This window comes from Janthinobacterium sp. PC23-8 (assembly GCF_002250505.1).
Classification (GTDB): Bacteria; Pseudomonadota; Gammaproteobacteria; order Burkholderiales; family Burkholderiaceae_D; genus Janthinobacterium.
In genome coordinates, this window is record NZ_NJGY01000001.1 from 1,269,351 (window position 1) to 1,291,515 (window position 22,165).

Here is a 22,165-nt window from a genome sequence, read left to right on the forward strand (position 1 = left end):
GGACGGGCCATGAATTTCTCTTCCCTGTCGATCAAGAATCCGATCCCGGCCATCATGCTGTTCGCGCTGCTGACGCTGGCCGGCCTGCTGGCCTACAAGGCCAATCCGGTGCAGGATTTCCCGGACATCGAACTGCCGATTGTCACCGTCAGCGCCTCGCTGCCGGGCGCCGCGCCGGCCCAGCTGGAAACCGAGGTGGCGCGCAAGATCGAAGACTCGGTCGCCACCTTGCAAGGCGTGAAAAACATCTATACCAAGGTGCTCGACGGCGTAGCCACCGTCACGGTGGAATTCGTGCTGGAAAAGCAGATAGCCGAAGCCGTCAACGACGTGCGCGATGCGGTCGCCCGCGTCAAGGCCGACATGCCGGCCGAACTGCGCGACCCCACGGTCACGAAAGCCTCTACCGCGGGGCGCGTGGTGCTGACCTTTATCGCCATGTCCAGGGCCGGCGTCGACAATCCCCTGGACGCGCCCGACCTGTCCTGGTATGTCGACAATACGGTCGCCAAGCGGCTGCTGACGGTGCCCGGCGTGGGCGCCGTCACGCGCGTGGGTGGCGTGTACCGCGAGATCCGGGTGGAACTCGATGACGCGCGCATGGCGGCGCTGAAAGTGTCGGCGCTGGACGTATCGCGCCAGCTGCGCCTGGTGCAGCGCGAGGCGCCGGGCGGGCGCGGCGACGTCAGCGGCGCCGAGCAGTCGGTGCGCACCATCGCCACCGTGAAGACGGCGGAGGAACTGTCGCGCGTCGATATCCCGTTGCCGGACGGGCGCCATGTGCGCCTCGACCAGGTGGCGAAGGTGCGCGACACGATTGCGGAGCCGCGCGCGCTGGCCGAGCAAGATGGCAAGACCGTGGTCGCCTTTGAGGTGTTCCGCACCAAGGGCGCCAGCGAAGTGGCGGTGGCCAATGGCGCGCGCGCCGCAGTGGCCGAGCTGCACCATGAAAACCCCAGCGTGGTCATCAAGCAGTCGATCGACAACGCCTTCCCGGTCGAGGAAAACTTCAACGGCTCGATGGAGCTGCTGTACGAAGGCGCGCTGCTGGCCGTGCTGGTGGTGTGGTGGTTTTTGCGCGACTGGCGCGCCACCCTGGTGGCGGCCGCCGCCCTTCCGCTGTCGGTGATGCCGGCGTTTCTGGGCATTTACTGGTTCGGCTATACGCTCAATACCGTCACCCTGCTGTCGCTGGCGCTGGTGGTGGGCGTACTGGTCGACGACGCCATCGTGGAAATTGAAAACATCTCGCGCCACCTGCGCATGGGTAAATCCCCGATGGAAGCGGCGATGGAAGCGGCCGATGAAATCGGCATGGCGGTGATCGCCACCACGTTCGCGCTGGTGGCCGTGTTTCTGCCGACCGCTTTCATGAGCGGCATTCCGGGCCTGTTCTTCAAGCAGTTCGGCTGGACCGCCGTGCTGGCGGTGCTGGCGTCCCTGGTGGTGGCGCGGCTGCTCACGCCCATGATGGCGGCGTACATATTGAAACCGCTGCCGCACAAGGAAGAACAGGACGGCTGGCTGATGACGCGCTACCTGAACACCATGCGCTGGTGTTTGAACCATCGCGGCATCACGGCGCTTGCCTCGCTGGCGTTCTTCGTGTGCTCGATCCTGCTCGTGCCGCTGCTGCCAACCGGCTTCGTGCCGGCCGCCGACCGCGCGCAGACGCAGATCAACCTGGAACTGCCGCCCGGCTCGACCCTGGCCGAAACCCGGGCGGTGGCGGCGCAGGCGCGCAATGCGGCCATGCAGGTGCCCGGCATCAAGGGCGTGTTCAGCTCCATCGGCGGTGGTTCCAGCGGCGACGCCTTCGCGCCTGGGGCTGCTGCCGAAGCACGCCGCGCCGTGCTGACCCTGACCACCGTGCACCGCACCGACCGCAAGGAATCGATGGCAGGCCTGGAGTCGCAGCTGCGCAGCAAGCTCGATAATATCCCCGGCGCGCGCTTTACGGTCGGCCCGCCCGATACCGGCGTCAAGATGCAGCTGGTGCTGCGTTCGGAAGACCCGGTAGCACTGATGGCGGCGGCGCAAAAGGTCGAACGCGAACTGCGCGGCCTGCACGGCATCGGCAACGTCAATTCCAGCGCCTCGCTGGTGCGCCCGGAAATCATCGTGCGTCCCGACTTTGCCAAGGCGGCGGATCTGGGCGTGACGGCGGCCTCGATCGGCGAAACCGTGCGCGTGGCCACGGCTGGCGACTACGACACCGACCTGACGAAAATGAACCTGCCCGAGCGCCAGGTGCCGATCCGCGTGAAACTGCCCGACAGCGTGCGCGCCGACCTGGCCGCCATCGAGCGCCTGACGGTGCCCGGCAAGAATGGCCCGGTGCGCCTGGCCACTGTGGCCAGCGTCACCATGGAAAGCGGCCCGGCCCAGATCGACCGCCTGAACCGCAGCCGCAACGTGACCCTGGACGTGGAACTCGGTTCGCGCACCTTGGGTGAGTTGAACCAGGAAGCGCGCGCGCTGCCGTCGATGAAGAACCTGCCGGCGTCGGTGAAAATCGCCGAACTGGGCGACGCCCAGGAAATGGCCTCGCTGTTCGCCAGCTTTGGCCTGGCCATGCTGATCGGCGTGCTGTGCATCTATTGCGTGCTGGTGCTGCTGTTCAAGGATTTCATGCAGCCGATCACCATCCTGGCGGCGCTGCCGCTGTCAATCGGCGGCGCCTTTGTCGCGCTGCTGCTCACCGGCAGCGCGCTGTCGATGCCGTCGATGATCGGCCTGATCATGCTGATGGGGATCGTTACCAAGAACTCCATCCTGCTGGTCGACTACGCGATCCTGGCGCGCGAGGCGGGCATGGACCGTTTCGACGCCCTGGTCGACGCCTGCCACAAGCGTAGCCGCCCGATCCTGATGACGACGATTGCCATGGGTGCCGGCATGATGCCGCTGGCGCTGGGCTGGGGCGCCGACCCCAGCTTCCGTTCGCCGATGGCCATCACGGTGATCGGCGGCCTGATTACCTCGACGCTTTTGAGCCTGCTGGTGGTCCCGGCCGTGTTCACCTATATCGACGACCTGGAACACCTGATGCAGCGCGGCCGCGACAGGCTGCGCCGCCAGGCGGCGAAGATCGATGCCAAGGTGGTGCTCGACAAGCACTAACCGTATCGAAGTCAAGAGAAGCGATGGCCGCCCGCGCCATCGCTGTGGTCTATCTGGCATACTGCGCCATCCATCATTACGCACCGGCACCACCCATGAATGTATCGTCTCCCCTCGCCCTGCTGCTGGCCTGTTCGCTGCTGGCCGCCTGCTCCGACAAAACCGCCGCCGTTCCCGCCCAGGCCAGCGCCGTCACGCCACCTGCGCCCGCAGCAATGGCAACGCCACCGGCCGCCGAGGCGGCCAGCAAGGGCGACGACATGAAAACGCCGGAATCGCGCGCGCGCGACAAGAAGCAACAGGCCGACATGATGCGCTCCATCTTCGGCAAACACTACCGCGCCGACAGCGAGGACGCGCTGGCCGACCTGCGCGACCCGGACAGCAAGGAAGCTTCGGCCGACAAGCTCAGTTACGTGGTCAGCGCCGTCAGCCACAAACTGCTGCCGGACGGGCGCGCCATCCTGGTCGCCAATGCCGAAACGGCCAATACGGAAGGCATGGCCGAATCAAGCCACGCCTCGCCCGGCCTGCTCAATGTATTCTACCTGGCACCCAAGGGCAAACCCGGCGGCGAATCCTGGCAGGTGGTGAAGCGGCTGGAAAATATCGCCACCCTCGGTTCGTCCGGGCAGTTGGGCGACGTGCACTGGGTAAGGCTGGGCGCCGCCAAGCAGGGCCTGGCGATCCACCACGGCTACACGGGCCAGGGCTATACGATCAGCCAGCTGACGCTGTTCGAGCTTGGCGCCGACACGGTCACCGAACTGGCTGGCGGCATCGACCTGCACTCGGACAATGAAGGCGCTTGCGGACCCGAAACGGACGACTGCTGGCTGGTCGACGGCAACTGGCATTTCGCCCCCGCGCGCGATGGCGGCGCCTGCGACGACCTGCTGGTCGACTTCACGGGCGCCTCACGCAAGATCAAGCCGGGGGTGCGGGTCAAGGAAAACGAAGAGCCGCCGCGCCTGGTCACGCCGATGAACGGCCGTGCGCGTTATGCCTTCGATGGCAAGCATTACAAGCTGGTCGAAGGGAAGAATATCGTTCCTGGCGTATAGTTTACCTGCGCGCCGCTTCCAGCCGCGCCAGCAGCGGCGCATACATCTGGCGCGTGTGGCTGTTCCAGCGCCGCATGGCGCTGTCGATATCCTGGCACAGGCGTTCCGACAAAATCGTGTCGCCCTGTTGCAGCGCCCAGATCGCGTATTCGGCGCGCGCTTCGAAACTGCCGTGGCGCGTCAGCGCGTCGTCAAATTCCGCCTTCGCTTCGGCCTGCCGTCCGCCTTGCGCCAGCGCGCGCGCCGTCAACAACGACACGAGCTCGGGACGGAAGTGCACATCGGTGCGGCGGATGAATTCCAGGTGCGTCAGCGCATCAACGCCCCGTTCGCATTCCAGGTAGGCGCGCGCGGCGCCCAGGCGAATTTCCAGGTCCGAGGCGAATGCGCCCTGCAGGCACGCCTCATACGTGGTGGCCGCTGCCTGCGGGTCGCCTGCTTCGAGCTGCGCGCTGGCCAGGCGCATCTGGTTTTGCGCCGTGGGCGTGTAGTCGTAGGCGGCGCGCGCTTCGCGCAGTTCGCGGTTCGGGTCCAGCACCTGCACCGCCTTGGAGGCGACCTTGCGCGCGCCTTGCGGCAGGCGCGAATTGGGCAGGAAGATGGCGACGAAATACACCAGGCTGCCCAGCAGCGGAAAGATGAACAGTATCAGCAGCCAGTACAACGGTTGCCCATTGCGCACCGCATGGATCGCGAAAAATAATGCGACCAGTATATGCAAGCCTACGCCAAAAATTTCCATGCCCTTCTTTCTCCGTTGGTAATAAAAATAAAGCGGATCTTACACCGGACGCTGGCGTTCATGCATGACAGCAGACTTAAGGTGCAGGCCGCCAGCCGCCGCCCATGGCGCGATACAAGTCCACCGAGGCGATCAGGATGCGCGTCTTCAACTGCAGCGAGCCGACATCGGCGCTGTACAAGCTGCGCTGTGCATCGAGTTCTTCCAGGTAGGACGCATAGCCGTTGCGGTAGCGGTTGTGGGCGATGCGCAGCGTGTCAAGCGAGGTGGCGCGGCGCGCGTCGTTTTCCACCGCCTGCTGGCGCAAGCGGAAAATCGCGCCCAGGCTGTTCTCGGTTTCGGAAAAGGCGTTCCTCACCACGTTTTCATAGGTGTAGACCAGAGCGTCGCGCTGGGCGCCAGCGCTATCGGTCTGCGCCTGCACGCGACCGCCGTCGAACAGCGGGCCGGCCGCCAGGGCCGTCAAGCGCCACAGGGCTGTCGGCGCATGCAGAAAGTCGGTCAGGGTGCTGGCCTGACCGCCGCCGGCGGCGGTCAGCCTGAACGACGGCAGCAGCTGGTCGCGCGTGGCGGCCAGGCTGGCGTTGGCGGCCGCCAGGTTATGCTCGGCGCGCGCGATGTCCGGGCGGCGGCGCAGCAGTTCCGACGGCAGGCCGGCCGGTACCAAAGGCGCCGTCAAGTCCTGCAGCGCCAGGCCGCGCGCAATCGGGCCGGGATTGCCGCCGACCAGCAGCGCCAGCGCGTTTTCCTGTTCAAAGATCTGCCGCTGCAGCTGCGGCACCAGTTCGGCCGCCGCATGGTATTCCGATTGCGCCTGCTGCCATTCCAGCTGCGAGCTGTAGCCCACTTCGAACTGCTTGCGGGCCAGCTCGCGCGACTGCACGCGCAGCGCCAAAGTCGCTTGCGTCAACGCCAGCTGGGCGTCCAGGCCGCGCAGGTTCAGATAGGCCGCAGCCACGCTGGCGGCGATCGACAGGGCCGCCGCATCGACGCTGGCCTGCTCGGCGCGAAAGCTCTCGCCGGCCGCCTCCGTCAGCCTGTCCAGCCGGCCCCACACATCGATTTCATAGCTGGCTTGCAGTTCGGCCTGGAAAACATTCGTCACAGTCGGCGCGCCGTTCGCGGCCAGGGTGCGGGTGCGCGTCGGCGAGCCGTCGAACGACAGCGTGGGCGCATGGTTGCTGCCTGCCTGCGCCAGGCGCGCGCGGTATTCCTCCATGCGGGCGCGCGCCACGCGCAGGTCGCCATTGCGGGCCAGCGCGGTGGCCACCAGATTGCTCAATACCGGGTCGCCAAAGGCCTGCCACCACTGCTGCTCGACCCTGGCATTGGCCACGTCGGCGCCCTGCGCGCGCCAGCTTGAAGGCAGCTGCAGGTTTGACGCCGGTTGCGGCGGCGCCTTGGCCGCGCAGCCGGCCAGCGCCAGGCCCAGCGCCGCGACCATCAGGGACGGGCGCTTCATGGCCTGGCCTTCGCAGGTATCTTTTTCGGTGGTGGTGGCGGCGCCGGGTTTTCCGCCGAGTCGTTCAGCACGGCCGAGGTGTCGACGCTGACCACCACCGACATGCCTGGCACCAGCCGGCGCGCATTGGCCTGGCCTGCATCGATGCGGATGCGCACGGGGATGCGCTGGGCGATTTTCAGGTAGTTGCCGGTGGCGTTATCGGCCGGCAGCACGGAAAACTCGGAACCGGTGGCCGGCGAGATGCGTTCCACCTGGCCCGTCAGCACCGCGCCGTCCAGGGCGTCGACATGAAAGGTGGCGCTCTGTCCTTCCTGCACGCCGTTCATCTGCGTTTCCTTGAAATTGGCGATCACCCACAGCTGGCGTGGCACCACGGCCATCAGTTGCGAACCGGAATTGACAAACGCGCCCTGGCGCACCGTCACCTGGCCCAGCTGGCCATCCGATGGCGCGACGATGCGCGTGTTATCGAGGTCGATCCTGGCCGCCTTGACGGCCGCCTGCGCATTGGCCACGGCGGCGGCCAGCGCCTGCTTGTTGACCACCACCGATTGCGCGCCTTGCTGCGCGATGTCGACATTGGCTTTTGCCTGCGCCAGCGCCGCCGCCATCTGCGCCTGGGCGGCGCGCGACTGGTCCAATTCGCGCTGCGACAGCGAGCCGTCGGCCACCAGCTGCTCGACGCGGTTCAGGTCGGCGGCAGCTTTTTTTGCCTGCGCTTCGGCATTCGCCAGCGCCGCGCGGCCCACCGCGATGCCCGCTTCGGAACTGGCGCGCTGCTGCGCCCAGTTCGACAGCGCCGCCTCCTGCGCGGCCAGCTGGGCCAGCGCCTGCTCGTAGCGCTGCTGGTAGATGCGGTCGTCGATGCGCACCAGCAGCTGGCCCGCTTTCACGTCCATGAAATCCTGCACATTGACTTCCACCACATAGCCCGACAACTGCGTGCCGATCACCGTCACCTGGCCGCGCACGGTGGCGTTTTCGGTAGTGACGACCGGGCTGGTAAACGGCGGCAAACGCCAGGCGTACAGCACGATCAGGACGCCCACCAGGGCGACAAAGGCAAAGGCGATGGTCGAGAGCCACTGCAAGCGGCGTTCGGGCTGCGGTGCGGCGGGAGTGGCCGCGGCAGGCGCCGTGGCAGGAGCGGTGGCGGGCGGCGGATTGTTATTGTCTGTCATTGCTCGGTTCCGAATTGGTAATGGGGACGATGGCCATGGCGCTCTGCGCGTCGTGCACGGGACCGACCAGGCGCCGCGCGCCGCTGGTGATGCTGGTCCAGCACTGGTGCACCAGCATCCACAGGAAGGTCACGATGGCGACCACGGCGATCATCAAAAAAACATCGTTATAGGCCAGCACATTGGCTTCGCGCGTGGCGGCCGCGCCGAGGCGGGCCACGCCGGCGGCGCCGCGCAGCACCGGGTCGGTCAGCACGCCGCCATAGGCGTTGGCGCCCGACTGCACGCGCGCGGCCACGTTGGGGTCGAGCAGGGTCAGGTGTTCGACCAGGTAGCTGGAATGGTATTTTTCGCGCGCCGTCTCGATGGTGCCGACGATGGCCGCGCCCAGCAGGCCGCCGAGGTTCTGGGTCATGGTAAACATCACGGAAAAACTGACCAGGTTACGCGGCTCGGCGATCACGGCGCCCATGCCGGCGACCATGGTGGGGCCCAGAAAATAGGTGCCGCCAAAGGCCAGCAGGAACTGGCTCACGTACATGTTGGCGGGCCGCGTCTGGCTGGTGGCGTGCGCGTCGATCAGGGCGCCGGCGGCGATCAGCAGCAGCGCGAACATCAGCGAGCGGACGATGGTGGCCGGGTTGATGGTCAGGGCGCTGACCACCAGGCCCGCCACGCTGCCGAGCAGCACGACCACGAACAGGTTCTGCATCTGGTCGGTACTGAGGCCCAGCGCCTGCAAGAAGCCCACCGCGCCGCTCGACTCGGACAGCACGATGCGAAACAGCAGCACCGACAGGAACAGCCTGGCGATCTTGCCAGTGGAAAGCCAGCGCGTATTGAGCAGCGGGCGCGTGCGGTTATGCTCGATCGCCAGCGCAGTCACGATCAGGATGATCGACGCGGCCAGGCACACGCCCACCCACCGCGCATCCATCCACCAGGCCGTGCGGCCCTGCGCCAGTACCGCGCACAGCAGCGCCACGCCCGGCGCGAACAGGATGAAGGTCAAAAAGTCGAGCGGCTCGAAGGTCTGCATGCGGTCGCCCGGCGGCAGTTTCAGGGCCAGCACGCAGCCCAGCGCCAGCAGGCACATGCCCAGCTCGAACAGATACAGGCCATGCCACTCGCCCAGTTCCAGCAGTTCCGAGGTAAAGATGCGCGCCAGCGGCAGCGCCAGCTGGGCAAAACCGAGGCCCAGCACCACACCTTTCAAGCGGTGCCTGGCGGGAAACGCCTGCAAGGTGTAATACAGGCCCAGCACGCCCAGCGCGCCGCCGACCATGCCATGCGCGGCACGCACCGCGATTGCCGACGACAGGGTATTGGCATACAGGTGGGCAAAGGTGACCAGCGCATACAGGATCAGAAACGCTTCCGTAAACAGGCGCAGCCCGAACTGCTGGCGAAATTTCACCAGCAGCAAATTCATGGAAACAATCGTCATCACATAGGCGGCCGGCAGCCACTGCATCTGGTAGGCGTAGGCGCCCAGCGCGCCTTGCAGGTTGAGGATATTGGCGGTGACCAGGCCATTGCCCAGGCCACCGGTCAGCGCCACGATCAGGCCGACGATAAAGTACGCGACGCGCTTCGGCGTCGAGTGTTCGGGCGTCGATGGCGAACCGGGCAAGGTCGGGCGCTCTCCCGGATTCCAGGTTCGTGGTGTGTACTTGTCCATGCGGCTATCGTGATCGGGTTGCTGGCGCGTTTCATTGCTGCACGGAGGCACCAATCGCTACAGTCAGCAGCATATCACCGCCGGGAATTTTTATTGTTTATGTTGAAGGTGGTGGCTTAAGCAGATGAGGGAAATCCAGGGTCAGACGTGGACGCCGAGACCCGACGGGGGAATGCCGCCCAGTGGGAGGCATTCCGATTCCGAAGGAACTGACCCTGGCTTTACGCTAACTTAATCAAACGCGCGGCGGATCGGTCTCGCGCGCATACGCCCGCTGGCCGGCCAGCGCCTGCTTGAACGCCGCCACCGCCTTCCCGTCGCCGGTAGCGGCAATGATGATGGCAGGATCGGCGCCGCCGTCCGGCAAGGTCAACGGCACGCCGGCCTTGTCGAGCAGGGTCTTGCCGGCGTCGATGACCAGCAGGGGCTTGCAGTGACGGTACTGCTGGCGCACGAAGTCGAGTGCGTTGGCGTCCATGCCCAGTTGCTGGGCGGCCGCTTCGCCATCGGGGATGACGACGGCGTCGAACAGCACCGACGGCGCCGTTTCCAGCGTCACTTCGACGGCCAGCGGTGCGCCGGCCGTGGTATCGACGGGACCCAGGGCGCTGCCCACCAGGCGCGGCACGGCGCCGTCGGCCAGCAGCGCGCCGTAGATGGCGCGCACCTGCGCCGCGTCCACGCCGGGACCGACCAGGATGGCCACGCGCCGGGTATGGATGCCGGTCTCGCCCGGACGGTAAGTCAGCGACAGCGAAGGCGCCGGCGCATAGTCGGGAATCGGCACCAGGTCCAGCGTCGGCATGGCTGGCGGCAAGGCCAGGCCCAGGCCATCGGCCACGCGCTGCGCCAGGGTTGCATCGACATTGCGCAGCATGGCCACGATGCGCTTGCGAATCGCCACGGTCTGCACCTTGCTCAGCTCGAAGCGGAAGGCGTTGACGATATGGTCCTGCTCGGGTGGCGTCTGGCTGATAAAGAACAGGCGCGCCTGGCCATAATGCTCGGCAAATTTCTCGGGCTTGCCGCGCACCTTGTCGCCATCTGCGGCTTGCGGAAAGCTGTTGAAGCCGCGGCCGCCAGCCTGGAACGGCGCGCCACCGGCCAGCGAGTTCGGTTCATACGCCACGCGGCCACGGTTGATGGCCTGGCGGTGCATGCCGTCGCGCTGGTTGTTGTGCAAGGGCGCGATCGGCGAGTTGATCGGGATCTCGTGGAAATTGGCGCCGCCCAGGCGGCTGATCTGCGTGTCCACATAGGAATGGATACGCCCTTGCAGCAGCGGGTCGTTGGAAAAATCGATGCCGGGCACGATATGGGCGGTACAGAAAGCCACCTGTTCGGTTTCGGCAAAGAAATTGTCCGGGTTACGGTTGAGCACCATCTTGCCCACTGGCGTCAATGGCACCATCTCTTCCGGGATCAGCTTGGTCGGGTCCAGCACGTCGAATTCGAACGCGTCGGCCTGCTCTTCCGTAAACACCTGCAAGGCCAGTTCCCACTCGGGATACTCGCCGCATTCGATCGCTTCCCACAGGTCGCGGCGGTGGAAATCGGAATCGGCGCCGCTGATCTTGACGGCCTCGTCCCAGACCAGCGAATGCGTGCCGGCCATCGGCGACCAGTGGAATTTACAGAAAACGGATTTTCCTTCGGCATTGACCAGGCGGAAGGTGTGCACGCCGAAACCCTGCATGGTGCGGTAGCTGCGCGGAATCGCGCGGTCGGACATGACCCACATCAGCATATGGGTAATTTCCGGCATCAGCGAGGCGAAATCCCAGAAGGTGTCATGCGCGCTGGCCGCCTGCGGGATGCCGTTGTGCGGCTCGGGCTTGACGGCGTGTACCAGGTCGGGAAACTTCATGGCGTCCTGGATAAAGAAGACCGGGATATTGTTGCCGACCAGATCCCAGTTGCCTTCGTCCGTATAGAACTTGACGGCAAAGCCGCGCACGTCGCGCGCCGTATCGGTCGACCCGCGTTCGCCGGCCACGGTGGAAAAGCGCACGAAGACGGGCGTGCGCTTGCCGGCCTTGGCGAACACCGAGGCGCGCGTCAGCTCGCTTTGCTCCTGGTAGCATTCGAAGTAGCCATGGGCGGCCGAGCCACGCGCATGCACGACGCGCTCGGGAATGCGCTCATGATCAAAATGCGTGATTTTTTCACGCAGTATGAAGTCTTCCATCAGGGTATAGCCGCGCAAGCCTGCCTTGAGCGAATTCTGGTTGTCGCCGACCGGCACGCCCTGGTTGGTGGTCAGCACGCGACCGCTGTCGTCGGCGCGCGCGCGGTCGAGCGGCGCCGTGCCGGCGTTGGCGCCCAGCGCGGGCTGGCCATTGCCGGTTTTCGGCGAGGCCGTGGTTTCGCCGGTGGTGCTGCCGGTGGCGGCCGGATCGCTGGCGGACACATGCACGCCCTCTTGCGGCGTGCGCGCCGCGTCGCCATACTGGCCGGCGACATTCGGATTGCCGGGCATGGCGTCGGCCAGGGACTGGCTGGCGGCAACCTTGCGCAGCAGCGTGCCGGCCGCGTCATTGCTGCTGCCCAGGCTTTGCGGCGCGGTGGTGTCGGACGGACCACCCGAGCTGCTCAGGACGGAACCTGCGCCATCGACCGATGGGGAGTTTTGTTTGGTAGCCATATATCTCCTGTAGAAATAAACTCAGATAAAAACAGTGAACAAGACCAACAGTTTCTAGCGGGTACAAATTACGGACCCAAAAACAAGGGCGCCGGACCAGTTCGCCGTGAGGCAAACCGGGCCAGCGCCCATCTCAGGCCGGGGCCTGGACTGCGGCAGCGTCAATAAGGGCTATTTGCGCGCGCCGAGCAGTTTCGACAGGCCATAACCGGCGGCCAGGGCCACCAGCAGCGAGGTGGCGGGACGTTCGCGCACATAGCTGCGGCCCGTTTCACCGGCGCGCTGGGCGGCGGCGCTCCACTCCTTGCCGCGCGCCAACAGTTTTTCCGATGCCGCGCTGACGCTGTCGCTGACGGCGCTGATTTTTTCACCGACCTGGTCGACGCCGTTGTGTACGCTTGAAGCGACCTTGTTGATGGCCGGCTGGGCTTTGTCGGCCGCTTTATCGACGGCGTCATGCACGTCCTTGCGCACGTCCTGGGCAGAGTTGTTGATGTTGTTGGCGGCTTGGTCGATTGCGTTTGCGTTCATGATGGTTACCTCCAAGTGAACAATAAAATCCAACCATGCTCGATGCCTGACCGAATCATGATTTTCCTCGCCTCCCGAGAACAGAGGACAAAAAGACGCTGCCTGACTGATGCGTATCAACCGCATCGGCAGCGAGCTGTTGTTGCTACAGTAACGCCGTCCTGTAGCAACAACCGTGCGCTGTCTCACCTAATCAGCAACCGTCAAATGCGCATCGACCGAATACTTGCCCGCCCCGCTGACGGCGATGGTGCCGAAGACGATGATCAGCAGCCAGCCGAACTGGCCGTCGGCGATGCTCCAGTCCGGGTGCACGAGGAACATCGACACCAGCAGCAGGAACAGGAAGGGCAAGCTGGCCAGGCGCGTCAGCAGGCCGACGGCCACCAGCACCGGGCACACCAGTTCGGCGAACAGCGCGCAGTACAGGGTCAGCGCGCGGCCCATGTGCAGCGGATCGTCGATATGCGCCAGCTCGTCGGAAAAATGCAGCAGCTTGGGCAGGCCATGTACGTGCAGCACCAGCAGTGCGCCCGTCACGCGGGCGAACAGCAAGCCCGCATCGGGGGTAAAGGGACCGATCAGTTTTCTCAGCCAGTCAGCTTGTTTCATCGTCTTGCTCCAGGAAAGAAGGCGCCACGCGCCAGACTGTCCATCATAGGCAGCGAGCGCGCCACCGGCGCCTGCCAAAAGGCCAGCGCCGGGCCTGAAAAACGCGCGGCGACTGGCCTTTTGGCAGAAGCGCTTTGGCACCGGCCTGACTACACTGGTTCACGTTGTCCACCAACCCACACTGAAGGAAACATCATGTCCAGGAAAATCGAAGCCGAAGAAATCACCTCGCGCCGCAAACTGCTGGTCGGCGTGGCTGGCGTTGCCGCCGGCGCAGGCCTGCTGGCCACCGGCGGCGCTGCCGCCAAGCCTGCCTCCGCAGCAGCAGCGGGCAAGCCAAGCGTCAACAGCATCACCGTCAAGGACGGCACCGTGATTCACTTCAAGGACTGGGGCACCGGCACGCCAGTCGTGTTCAGCCACGGCTGGCCGTTGCAAGGCGACGCCTGGGAAGACCAGATGATGTTTCTGGCCAGCCACGGCTACCGCGTGATCGCGCATGACCGCCGCGGCCATGGCCTGTCGAGCCAGCCTTGGCAGGGCAATGACATGGACACCTACGCCGACGACCTGGCAACCCTGCTCGACGCGCTCGACATCAAGGGCGCGACCCTGGTCGGCCACTCGACCGGTGGCGGCGAAGTGGCGCGCTATATCGGCCGCCATGGCGAAAAACGCGTGGCCAAGGCCGTGCTGGTGGGCGCCGTGCCGCCGCAAATGGTGCAGTCGCCAAGCAACCCGGGCGGCCTGCCGATGTCGGTGTTCGACGGCATCCGCGCCGGCGTGCTGGCCGACCGTTCGCAGTTCTTCAAGGATCTGTCGGGCCCCTTCTATGGCGCCAACCGTCCGGGCAACAAGGTCTCGCAAGGCCAGCGCGACACGTTCTGGCTGCAAGGCATGCAATGCGGCATCAAGAACGCCTATGACTGCATCAAGCAGTTCTCGGAAGTCGACTACACGGCCGACCTGAAGAAAATCACCGTGCCGACGCTGGTGGTGCACGGCAGCGACGACCAGATCGTGCCGATCGACGCCTCGGGCAAGGCCTCGGCCAGGATCATCAAGCACGCCAAACTGGTGATCTACGAAGGCGCGCCGCACGGCCTGCCAACCACCCACAAGGATCGCCTGAACGAAGACCTGCTGGCCTTTATCAAGTCCTGATCCCCGTTTGACTCCATCGCCGGCGCCCGCCGGCGATGTTTCCCGCAGCGCCTGCTGCGCTGCAAAAAACCTCCCCGTTCCCCCATTCGTATAACAGCGATGCCGGCATCAGCGTGCATACTCGGTGTTATCGCGGCTTGGGCCGCAACCACCGACAGGACCTTCACGATGAACGCCCGTTGAGTCTGCAGCGACGCCTGCGCCACCACTTGCGGCACCGCTTGACTGCCCTGCCCCCGCGCTGATCTGCACGGCGCCGTCAAAGGCGCACTCTGAAGGAAAGCACGACCATGCAAAACATTTACGATACCGACGCAGCGACCGAGACGCCGATCACCATCCTGATCGCCGACGACCATCCATTGATCCTGGCCGGCCTGGCCTCGCTGATCAACTCCATGTCCGGCTTTCGATTGCTGGGCCAGGCCAGCACCGGCCAGCAGGCGCTCGAGCTGTACCAGCGCCTGCGCCCGGACGTGGTGCTGATCGACCTGAACATGCCGGAGATGAACGGGGTGCAGGCGATCGAACATATCTGCGCCTTCGACGCCGACGCGCGCATCGTCATCCTGACCACCTACCAGGGCGAGGAAAACGTGCATCGCGGCCTGCGCGCCGGCGCGCGCGGCTACCTGCTCAAGGCCTCGGGCTTCAACCAGCTGACCGACTGCATTACCACGGTGGCGGCCGGCAAGCAGTACCTGCCGGCCGAACTGGCGGCCCAGCTGGCCGAACGCATCGACGCGAACCGCCTGTCCAAGCGCGAACTCGAAATCCTGCAGCATTTATCGGCGGGGAAAAGCAACAAGATGATCGCGCGCAGCGCCGGCATCGAAGTGGGCACGGTGAAATTCCACGTCAACAATATCCTGTCGAAACTGAATGTATCGAGCCGCACCGAGGCGGCAACGGTGGCGTCCCAGCGGGGGTTGCTGGGCGCCTTCTGATCAAACGGCCGACTCGTCTTTCTTTTGCGGCGCTGGCACTTCGACCAGCACCGGCTTCGCCTCCACGCCACTGATCTTCGGCACGCACTCGCTGCGCAGCCATGATACGGTGATCTTCTCGCCGTCCATCAGGCGCTTCACGCTGGGCACGATCTGTTCACCGATCAGCATGCCCAGCAAGCCGATCAGGGCGATGGCCGGCGGCGCCGGCGAGCGCACTTGCAACACGGCATAAATAATACCGACCAGCAGGCCGACGGCCAGCGAAATCACATACAGTTTCATGATGAATATCCTCTCGATAAAAAAAACCGCCGCGCACGGGATCGGGCGCGGCGGCAAAGACAGCAGGGGTAATGCGCTTGACGTTACTGCTTGGCCGGGACCGGCGCCAGCGTGGTGTGTTCGGTGGTGGTGCGCGGCGCCGCCTTGTGCACCATGGTGTAGGCGTAGTCGACGCCCATGCCGTAGGCGCCCGAGTGTTCCTTGACGATCTGCATGACGGCGTCATAGGTCTCCTTGTGGGCCCAGTCGCGCTGCCATTCCAGCAGCACCTGCTGCCAGGTGACCGGCACCACGCCAGCCTGGATCATGCGCTGCATGGCGTAGTCGTGCGCCTCTTTCGAGGTGCCGCCCGACGCATCGGCCACCATGTAGATTTCGTAGCCGCCTTCGAGCATCGCGCACAGGGCGAAGCTGTTGTTGCACACTTCCGTCCACAGGCCCGACACGACGACTTTCTTCTTGCCGTTGGCGGCCAGCGCATCGCGCACTTTCTGGTCGTCCCACGAGTTCATCGAGGTGCGTTCCAGGATGTCCAGGCCAGGGAACACGTCCAGCAGCTCAGGGTAGGTGTGGCCCGAGAAGCTTTGGGTTTCGACGGTGGTGATGATGGTCGGGATATTGAACACCTTGGCGGCCTTGGCCAGGCCCACGGTATTGTTCTTCAGCGCCTGGCGGTCCATCGACTGCACGCCAAAGGCCATTTGCGGCTGCTGGTCGATAAAGATGATCTGGCAGTTGTGGGGGGTGAGGACTTCGAGTTTCGAGTTGGTCATGATGGCATCCATAAATAAAAAATGTGGGGTGGGTTACTGCTGCTTATCGTATGCCTGGCAAGCCTTGCGCACCACTATCTAAATACAGGGAGACTCGTTTCCCGCACCCGGCCAGCGCGTGCCGAACGCGTTGCTGCGTCACTGCAAGCGCTGATGTAAAATGCCTTTCACTCACTATTTTCCAACGACTCTTGATCGATTTATCCTCCATGACGGCCGGCACGATGCACAGCGACAGCCAGGCGATACGCGTGTTGATTGCTGACGATCATCAATTGCTGCTCGACGGCATAGCCACCCTGCTGCAAGCGTTTCCCGCAGTGGAGCTGGTGGGCCAGGCCAGCGATGGCCGGCAGGCGGTGGGGCAGTTTCTTGCGCTGCAGCCGGACGTGACCCTGATGGACTTGCAGATGCCGGTGATGACGGGCATCGAAGCGATCACCGCCATCCGGGCACAGAACCCCAGGGCGCGCATCATCGTGCTGACCACCTACAAGGGGGATACTTTGGTCGGGCGCGCCGTGCAGGCCGGCGCCTGCGGCTATCTGCTGAAAAGTTCGCTGCGCCATGAACTGCTGGCGGCGATACAGGCCGTGCATGCGGGCCGGCGCTATATCGCGCCCGAAGCCGAAGCGGAAATGGCGCGCTACGCCAGCGCCGACGTGCTGTCGAACCGCGAGCTGGACGTGCTGCGGCTGGTCGCGCAAGGCAATTCCAACCGCGAGACGGGCGCCCTGCTGGCCATCAAGGAAGAAACCGTCAAGGCTCACATGAGCACCATCCTGGCCAAGCTGGGCGCCAGGGACCGCACCCATGCGGTCACCATCTCGCTACGACGCGGCATTCTCGATACCTGATCAGCCTGGACGGCGCTGGACCACGATCACGGCACCCAGCACGGCCAGCGGCACGGTCAGCGCGATAAAACCATGCGCCAGGTAGGCAAAGGCGGCGGCGATCGCGCCGATGGCAAACGCCACCAGCGGCCACAGGGTTTTCACGCAGCGCGCGCTGGTGGATGCGTCGGCCGCGCCGCGCAGCACGTCGACCGTGTCGAGCACGATCTGCGTGACGTTACCGGTCATCATCGAGGTCGGCGCCAGGTGCGCCAGCAGCAGGCGGCTGGTGGCGCTGTGCACGCCCATCGCGGCCGTGCCCAGCAGGCCGGCGACCATCGCCATCTCGCTGACATCCTTGCCGATCGGTTCGGCCAGGCAACCAAAAACCATGAAGGCGGCCAGCAATACCCATTGCAGGATCAAGGCCATGCTCAGGGAAGGTCCGCCGCGGCGCTCGATCGCCAGCACCATCAGGCGCGTGACGGCCACGCCGATCACGAAGGCGGGAAAAGCGAGGAATTTCAACAGGATCGACACGCGCGACGGATCGGCCAGGGCCGCGCCGATCAGCACGAAGTTGCCCGTGACGTGGGCGGTAAACAGGCCGAACAGGGCGATAAAGCCCAGGGTATCGACATAGCCGGCCAAAAAGCCCAGGCTGGCGCCGAACAGGCGGCTATGTGGTGGTTGAACCATGGTAATACTCCCTGCATTTTTGGGGCTGAAAAAAGCGCAGGCGTTGAAGAAACAGGCCATGCGCGGCATGCCTGCATGGTAAAACAGGCGGCGCGCCGCCGCACCACCCATTGGTCCAGTACCTGCCGGCCCAAACTGGTCTTTTGGCCCGTGCGCAAGCGCGACCGCACGGCTACACTGAGGAACAAGTCTATCCTCAGGGCGCCTGCACCGGCCCTGTTTCACCTACCATGGAGCCGCACCATGACCGCACACACCACCACCCCGTCTTCCGCCAGCGCGCCGTCGAAAGAGGCCCCGCTGATCCTGTTCAACGGCCGCTTCCATACGGTCGACAAGAGCCGCCCGCAAGCGAGCGCCGTGGCGATTGCCAACGGCAAGTTCCTGGCCGTCGGCGACACCGATGAAGTGATGCGCCACCGCACTCCCGACAGCCGCGTGATCGACCTCAATGGCCGCACCGCCATTCCCGGGCTGAACGACTCGCACCTGCACCTGATCCGCGGCGGCCTGAACTACAACCTGGAACTGCGCTGGGAAGGCGTGCCGTCGCTGGCCGACGCGCTGCGCATGCTCAAGGAACAGGCGCTGCGCACGCCCAACCCGCAATGGGTGCGCGTGGTCGGCGGCTGGAACGAATTCCAGTTCGCCGAAAAACGCATGCCGACGCTAGACGAAATCAATGCAGCCGCGCCCGACACCCCGGTCTTTATCCTGCACCTGTATGACCGCGCCCTGCTCAACCGCGCCGCCCTGCGCGTGGTCGGCTACGACAAGAACACGCCGAACCCGCCGGGCGGCGAGATCGTGCGCGACGCCTCGGGCAACCCGACCGGCATGCTGATCGCCCGCCCGAACGCGATGATCCTGTACGCCACCCTGGCCAAGGGCCCGACCCTGCCGCGCGAGCTGCAAGTAAACTCCACGCGCCAGTTCATGCGCGAACTGAACCGCCTGGGCCTGACCAGCGCGATTGACGCCGGTGGCGGCTTCCAGAACTACCCGGAAGACTACGCCGTGGTCGACCAGCTGGCCAAGGATAATCAGCTGACCATCCGCATCGCCTACAACCTGTTTACGCAGAACAAGGGCCGCGAGCTGGAAGACTTTCAAAAGTGGACCGAGATGGTGACGCCAGGCCAGGGCGATGATTACTACCGCCACAACGGCGCCGGCGAAATGCTGGTGTTCTCGGCGGCCGACTTCGAGGACTTCCTGGAGCCGCGCCCGGATCTGGCGCCGGGCATGGACGACGAACTGGAAAAAGTCGTGCGCCACCTGGTGTCGAAACGCTGGCCGTTCCGCCTGCACGCCACCTATGACGAATCGATAGCGCGCATGCTGACGGTGTTTGAAAAGGTCAACCGCGAGATTCCCTTTGACGGCCTGACCTGGATGTTCGACCACTGCGAAACCATCACGCCGAAAAATATCGACCGCGTCAAGGCTTTGGGCGGCGGCATCGCCATCCAGCACCGCATGGCCTTCCAGGGCGAATACTTTGTCGAGCGCTACGGTGCCGAAGCGGCCAAGCTGACGCCGCCAATCGCCCGCATGCTTGCCTCGGGCGTGCCGGTCGGCGCCGGTACCGACGCCACCCGCGTGGCCAGCTACAACCCGTGGACGGCGCTGTACTGGCTGGTGTCGGGCCGCACCGTGGGCGGCTTGCGCCTGTATGACGCAGGTTCGCGCCTGTCGCGCGACACGGCGCTGGAATTGTGGACCACCGGCAGTGCCTGGTTCTCGAACGAGAAAGACAAAAAAGGCCGCATCCAGGAAGGCATGCTGGCCGACCTGGCCGTCTTGAGCGCGGATTTTTTCAGCATCGACGAGGAAGCCATCAAATCGATCGAATCGGTGCTGACCATCGTCGGCGGCAGGATCGTCTACGGCCAGTGCGAATTCACCACCGTGGCGCCGCCACCGATTCCCGTGCTGCCGGACTGGTCACCCGTGAAAAACGTGGCCGGCCACTACCGCAACGCGCCGCCGCAAAAGACCGGCGTGCTGCAGCAGCACCAGTGCCAGGGCGCCTGCGGCGTGCACGCACATGCGCACGACGTGGCGCGCAAGAGTGCCGTGCCGGTGGCCAGCCATTCCGGCTTCTGGGGCGCCCTGGGGTGCAGCTGCTTTGCGTTCTGACGCGCGGCTGTTGGCGGGCCTCCGGTGACGTTAAAAAGCGAGGTGGATTGTCACACCTCGCTTCTTCTTACTGAGAGGTCAACACCCGCAGGAAAGCGTCATTGAAGGCCGGGATATCATCCGGCTTGCGGCTGGTGACCAGCTTGCCATCGACCACCACCTGCTCGTCGCGCCACTGCGCGCCGGCGTTGCGCAGGTCGGCCTGCAAACTTGGCCAGCTGGTCATCTGCCGGCCCTTGACGGCCCCTGCATCGATCAGGGTCCAGGGACCGTGGCAGATCGCCGCAATCGGTTTGCCCGCCTCGGCAAATTCCTTCACAAACGCCACCGACGCCGGGTCGATGCGCAGTTCATCGGGATTGGCCACGCCACCCGGCAGCAGCAGCGCATCGTAATCGCGCGCCTGCGCTTCGGCCACGGTCAGGTCGATATCAAACGAATCGCCCACCTCCTTGTGATGCATCCCCACGACCTGCTTGCCCGTGGCCTTGGGCGAGACGATGGTGAGCACCGCGCCATGCTCCACGAGGAAATCGCGCGGGCCGGTAAATTCGACCTGTTCAAAACCGTCCGTCATCAAGACCGCGATGCGCTTGGCGTCGAGGGGCGTGCTGGCCTGGTTTGCTGCCATGGTGAACTCCTTTGCTGGTGGCGGCATGCAACAAATGGCATGCCGTAAGGGCTTACCTTAACCGGCGCTGGCACGCACGTATGTGAGCGCGCGCACCTACGACGCGCCCGGATTGATTTGCAGCTGCGGTTTCAGAGTCTCGATTTCGAGACTTTGTATAACCGGAGCCAACGGGCAAGATCACACAATTTCACGCCAAGGGCAAACCCTGTTTCGCCAATTTTCACCGGTGAAAGTTGCGATCCTTCACCAACGGGAGAGCGTCACCGCCAACATCGTTACGGCGCGGTTCATCGCTGCATGCGCGGGGAACACCACTGCGTAATAATGCCGGCGATACCGTTGTACGGTTCATCCCCGCAATGCGGGTGGCCAGAAACACTTACCTGACCGACCTACACCACGCAGCTTCATTTTCCCCCCCGACGATCGGAGGAGGGACTTTGCCATACGCGACCTGAACTACCAGCTCAAGCAACTGTGTCATCGCAACCGCGACGGCAGCTATGCCACGCGGGCCGACCGCGAGCGCTTGTTGAGCCTATGCGCGAACGACTTGGTGGTATGGGGCTTCCAGCATATGGGCGCGGACAGCCTGAAGCCGAAGCACGTGGCGGCGCTGCTCGATAAATGGAAGCAGGACGGCATCAGCACCGGGACGCTCAAGAACCGAATGAGCGCATTGCGCTGGTGGACAGAGAAGATCGGCAAGGACAACATCATTGCGCGCACCAACGAAGCGTATGGCATCGCGGAGCGGGTGTTTGTCACCAATTTGTCGAAGGCCAAGGTGCTGGATGCCGACATGCTCGCCCGCGTGACCGATCCCTATACCCGGATGTCCTTGCAACTGCAGGCCGCGTTTGGATTGCGGCGGGAGGAAAGCATCCAGATCAGGCCGGGCTGGGCCGATTGCAGGAGCTTCTTGCGGCTGCAGGATAGCTGGATCAAAGGCGGCAAGTATCGGGAGGTACCGATTACCACTGCGCGGCAGCGCACCGTGCTGGATTCGGCCAAGACACTCGCGGGGAACGGCAACCTGATTCCGACGGAGATGCGCTATCGGGACCAGTTGAACCGCTTTCGGGCGCAGTGCGATAAAGCGGGCATTCATGGCGTGCATGGGATACGCCATGAGTACGCCCATCGGCGCTACGCCGAGTTGACCGGCTGGTTATGCCCCGCGAACGGCGGATTCACGTCCAAACGGCTGGATGCGGCCAACAAAACGATCAATGAAGCCGTGCGGCTACAGTTGTCGGCGGAAATGGGCCATTTCCGGGAACAGGTCACGTCGATATATTTAGGTAGATGACCTACGACTTGAAGCAGGGCCTTTTTTTGGCAATACTGGGCCGACCTTGCGTCCCCAGCGTTAAGAGATAACACGACAGTCTGCCTGCGTCCCGTTGCCGTCGGTCAGCTTGTCGATCACAGCCACTAGCGTCGTAACAGAAGGTGATTGTCAGCTAGCCAGGTGGCCGATCGTGTCCGTAGGCATCAACTGCCTGTCACCTCAAAAATTCACTACCAAGCGAAAGGAAAGTTGTATCAATAAATTAAACTTCAATCCATCAGCTTCCGCCATGCACCCGAGAACGAAAAAAACTACACATCGAAGCATGGAGGCGCTTTTAAAATTATC

General features: G+C 64.3%; 18 protein-coding genes. 7 read left to right on the forward strand and 11 right to left on the reverse strand.

Annotation, left to right across the window (positions count from 1 at the left end):
• The first annotated feature begins 9 nt into the window (after nt 1–9).
• Together CD932_RS05500 and CD932_RS05505 are read left to right on the forward strand one after the other, a co-directional pair.
• Nucleotides 10–3,123, forward strand: a complete 3,114-nt coding sequence (locus CD932_RS05500) for an efflux RND transporter permease subunit (protein WP_094441753.1) — start codon at nt 10–12, stop codon at nt 3,121–3,123.
• Between the two features lie 95 nt (nt 3,124–3,218).
• Nucleotides 3,219–4,187 carry a hypothetical protein gene (locus tag CD932_RS05505; RefSeq protein WP_141213188.1) on the forward strand — a complete coding sequence of 323 codons (969 nt, stop codon included), beginning with the start codon at nt 3,219–3,221 and terminating at the stop codon, nt 4,185–4,187.
• Between the two features lies 1 nt (nt 4,188).
• On the opposite strand, the gene CD932_RS05510 is transcribed toward CD932_RS05505, so the two are convergent.
• From CD932_RS05510 to CD932_RS05540, 7 genes are all read right to left on the reverse strand, one after another.
• Nucleotides 4,189–4,908, reverse strand: a complete 720-nt coding sequence (locus tag CD932_RS05510; protein ID WP_369679811.1) for a tetratricopeptide repeat protein — start codon at nt 4,906–4,908, stop codon at nt 4,189–4,191.
• Nucleotides 4,909–5,005: 97 nt separating this feature from the next.
• Nucleotides 5,006–6,391, reverse strand: coding sequence for an efflux transporter outer membrane subunit (locus CD932_RS05515; RefSeq protein WP_094441756.1), 1,386 nt, complete (start codon nt 6,389–6,391; stop codon nt 5,006–5,008).
• The gene (locus CD932_RS05520; RefSeq protein ID WP_094441757.1) at nt 6,388–7,575 is read right to left on the reverse strand and encodes an HlyD family secretion protein; all 1,188 of its coding nucleotides are present in this window, start codon (nt 7,573–7,575) and stop codon (nt 6,388–6,390) included. The genes CD932_RS05515 and CD932_RS05520 overlap by 4 nt, the downstream gene beginning before the upstream one ends.
• Entirely contained in the window at nt 7,562–9,256 is a 1,695-nt protein-coding gene (locus tag CD932_RS05525) for an MFS transporter (protein ID WP_094441758.1), read from the reverse strand. The genes CD932_RS05520 and CD932_RS05525 overlap by 14 nt, the downstream gene beginning before the upstream one ends.
• 235 nt (nt 9,257–9,491) lie before the next feature.
• Complete coding sequence (locus CD932_RS05530) at nt 9,492–11,900, reverse strand: catalase (RefSeq protein WP_094441759.1); 2,409 nt, start codon at nt 11,898–11,900, stop codon at nt 9,492–9,494.
• 171 nt (nt 11,901–12,071) lie between these two features.
• Nucleotides 12,072–12,431 carry a hypothetical protein gene (locus tag CD932_RS05535; RefSeq protein WP_094441760.1) on the reverse strand — a complete coding sequence of 120 codons (360 nt, stop codon included), beginning with the start codon at nt 12,429–12,431 and terminating at the stop codon, nt 12,072–12,074.
• A 189-nt stretch (nt 12,432–12,620) separates the two neighbouring features.
• Nucleotides 12,621–13,043, reverse strand: coding sequence for a DoxX family protein (locus CD932_RS05540; RefSeq protein ID WP_094441761.1), 423 nt, complete (start codon nt 13,041–13,043; stop codon nt 12,621–12,623).
• Nucleotides 13,044–13,238: 195 nt separating this feature from the next.
• Here CD932_RS05540 and CD932_RS05545 point away from each other — a divergent pair, with 195 nt between their 5' ends.
• Together CD932_RS05545 and CD932_RS05550 are read left to right on the forward strand one after the other, a co-directional pair.
• Complete coding sequence (locus CD932_RS05545) at nt 13,239–14,207, forward strand: alpha/beta fold hydrolase (protein ID WP_094441762.1); 969 nt, start codon at nt 13,239–13,241, stop codon at nt 14,205–14,207.
• 290 nt (nt 14,208–14,497) lie between these two features.
• A complete protein-coding gene (locus CD932_RS05550; protein WP_094441763.1) occupies nt 14,498–15,154 on the forward strand; it encodes a response regulator transcription factor in 657 nt (218 codons plus the stop codon).
• Here the strand turns inward: CD932_RS05550 and CD932_RS05555 are convergent, their stop codons facing one another.
• Nucleotides 15,155–15,439, reverse strand: a complete 285-nt coding sequence (locus CD932_RS05555; RefSeq protein WP_094441764.1) for a XapX domain-containing protein — start codon at nt 15,437–15,439, stop codon at nt 15,155–15,157. It abuts the gene before it with no gap.
• Between the two features lie 83 nt (nt 15,440–15,522).
• The gene (locus tag CD932_RS05560) at nt 15,523–16,212 is read right to left on the reverse strand and encodes a hydrolase (protein ID WP_094443473.1); all 690 of its coding nucleotides are present in this window, start codon (nt 16,210–16,212) and stop codon (nt 15,523–15,525) included.
• Between the two features lie 224 nt (nt 16,213–16,436).
• Between CD932_RS05560 and CD932_RS05565 the strand changes: the two genes are divergently transcribed.
• Entirely contained in the window at nt 16,437–17,069 is a 633-nt protein-coding gene (locus CD932_RS05565) for a response regulator transcription factor (protein ID WP_094443474.1), read from the forward strand.
• Here the strand turns inward: CD932_RS05565 and CD932_RS05570 are convergent, their stop codons facing one another.
• Complete coding sequence (locus CD932_RS05570; protein ID WP_094443475.1) at nt 17,070–17,747, reverse strand: YoaK family protein; 678 nt, start codon at nt 17,745–17,747, stop codon at nt 17,070–17,072. It abuts the gene before it with no gap.
• A 243-nt stretch (nt 17,748–17,990) separates the two neighbouring features.
• On the opposite strand from CD932_RS05570, the gene CD932_RS05575 reads away from it, so the two are divergent.
• Complete coding sequence (locus CD932_RS05575; RefSeq protein WP_094441765.1) at nt 17,991–19,889, forward strand: amidohydrolase; 1,899 nt, start codon at nt 17,991–17,993, stop codon at nt 19,887–19,889.
• A 67-nt stretch (nt 19,890–19,956) separates the two neighbouring features.
• On the opposite strand, the gene CD932_RS05580 is transcribed toward CD932_RS05575, so the two are convergent.
• A complete protein-coding gene (locus tag CD932_RS05580) occupies nt 19,957–20,520 on the reverse strand; it encodes a type 1 glutamine amidotransferase domain-containing protein (RefSeq protein WP_094441766.1) in 564 nt (187 codons plus the stop codon).
• 448 nt (nt 20,521–20,968) lie between these two features.
• Between CD932_RS05580 and CD932_RS05585 the strand changes: the two genes are divergently transcribed.
• The gene (locus tag CD932_RS05585) at nt 20,969–21,835 is read left to right on the forward strand and encodes a phage integrase N-terminal domain-containing protein (protein WP_094441767.1); all 867 of its coding nucleotides are present in this window, start codon (nt 20,969–20,971) and stop codon (nt 21,833–21,835) included.
• The last annotated feature ends 330 nt before the right edge of the window (nt 21,836–22,165 follow it).

Coding starts and splice junctions, on each gene's coding strand:
- CD932_RS05500 (WP_094441753.1), top strand. CDS start 10: ATGAATTTCTCTTCCCTGTCGATCAAGAATCCGATCCCGGCCATCATG.
- CD932_RS05505 (WP_141213188.1), top strand. CDS start 3,219: ATGAATGTATCGTCTCCCCTCGCCCTGCTGCTGGCCTGTTCGCTGCTG.
- CD932_RS05515 (WP_094441756.1), bottom strand. CDS start 6,391: ATGAAGCGCCCGTCCCTGATGGTCGCGGCGCTGGGCCTGGCGCTGGCC.
- CD932_RS05520 (WP_094441757.1), bottom strand. CDS start 7,575: ATGACAGACAATAACAATCCGCCGCCCGCCACCGCTCCTGCCACGGCG.
- CD932_RS05525 (WP_094441758.1), bottom strand. CDS start 9,256: ATGGACAAGTACACACCACGAACCTGGAATCCGGGAGAGCGCCCGACC.
- CD932_RS05530 (WP_094441759.1), bottom strand. CDS start 11,900: ATGGCTACCAAACAAAACTCCCCATCGGTCGATGGCGCAGGTTCCGTC.
- CD932_RS05535 (WP_094441760.1), bottom strand. CDS start 12,431: ATGAACGCAAACGCAATCGACCAAGCCGCCAACAACATCAACAACTCT.
- CD932_RS05540 (WP_094441761.1), bottom strand. CDS start 13,043: ATGAAACAAGCTGACTGGCTGAGAAAACTGATCGGTCCCTTTACCCCC.
- CD932_RS05545 (WP_094441762.1), top strand. CDS start 13,239: ATGTCCAGGAAAATCGAAGCCGAAGAAATCACCTCGCGCCGCAAACTG.
- CD932_RS05550 (WP_094441763.1), top strand. CDS start 14,498: ATGCAAAACATTTACGATACCGACGCAGCGACCGAGACGCCGATCACC.
- CD932_RS05555 (WP_094441764.1), bottom strand. CDS start 15,439: ATGAAACTGTATGTGATTTCGCTGGCCGTCGGCCTGCTGGTCGGTATT.
- CD932_RS05560 (WP_094443473.1), bottom strand. CDS start 16,212: ATGACCAACTCGAAACTCGAAGTCCTCACCCCCCACAACTGCCAGATC.
- CD932_RS05565 (WP_094443474.1), top strand. CDS start 16,437: ATGCACAGCGACAGCCAGGCGATACGCGTGTTGATTGCTGACGATCAT.
- CD932_RS05570 (WP_094443475.1), bottom strand. CDS start 17,747: ATGGTTCAACCACCACATAGCCGCCTGTTCGGCGCCAGCCTGGGCTTT.
- CD932_RS05575 (WP_094441765.1), top strand. CDS start 17,991: ATGACCGCACACACCACCACCCCGTCTTCCGCCAGCGCGCCGTCGAAA.
- CD932_RS05580 (WP_094441766.1), bottom strand. CDS start 20,520: ATGGCAGCAAACCAGGCCAGCACGCCCCTCGACGCCAAGCGCATCGCG.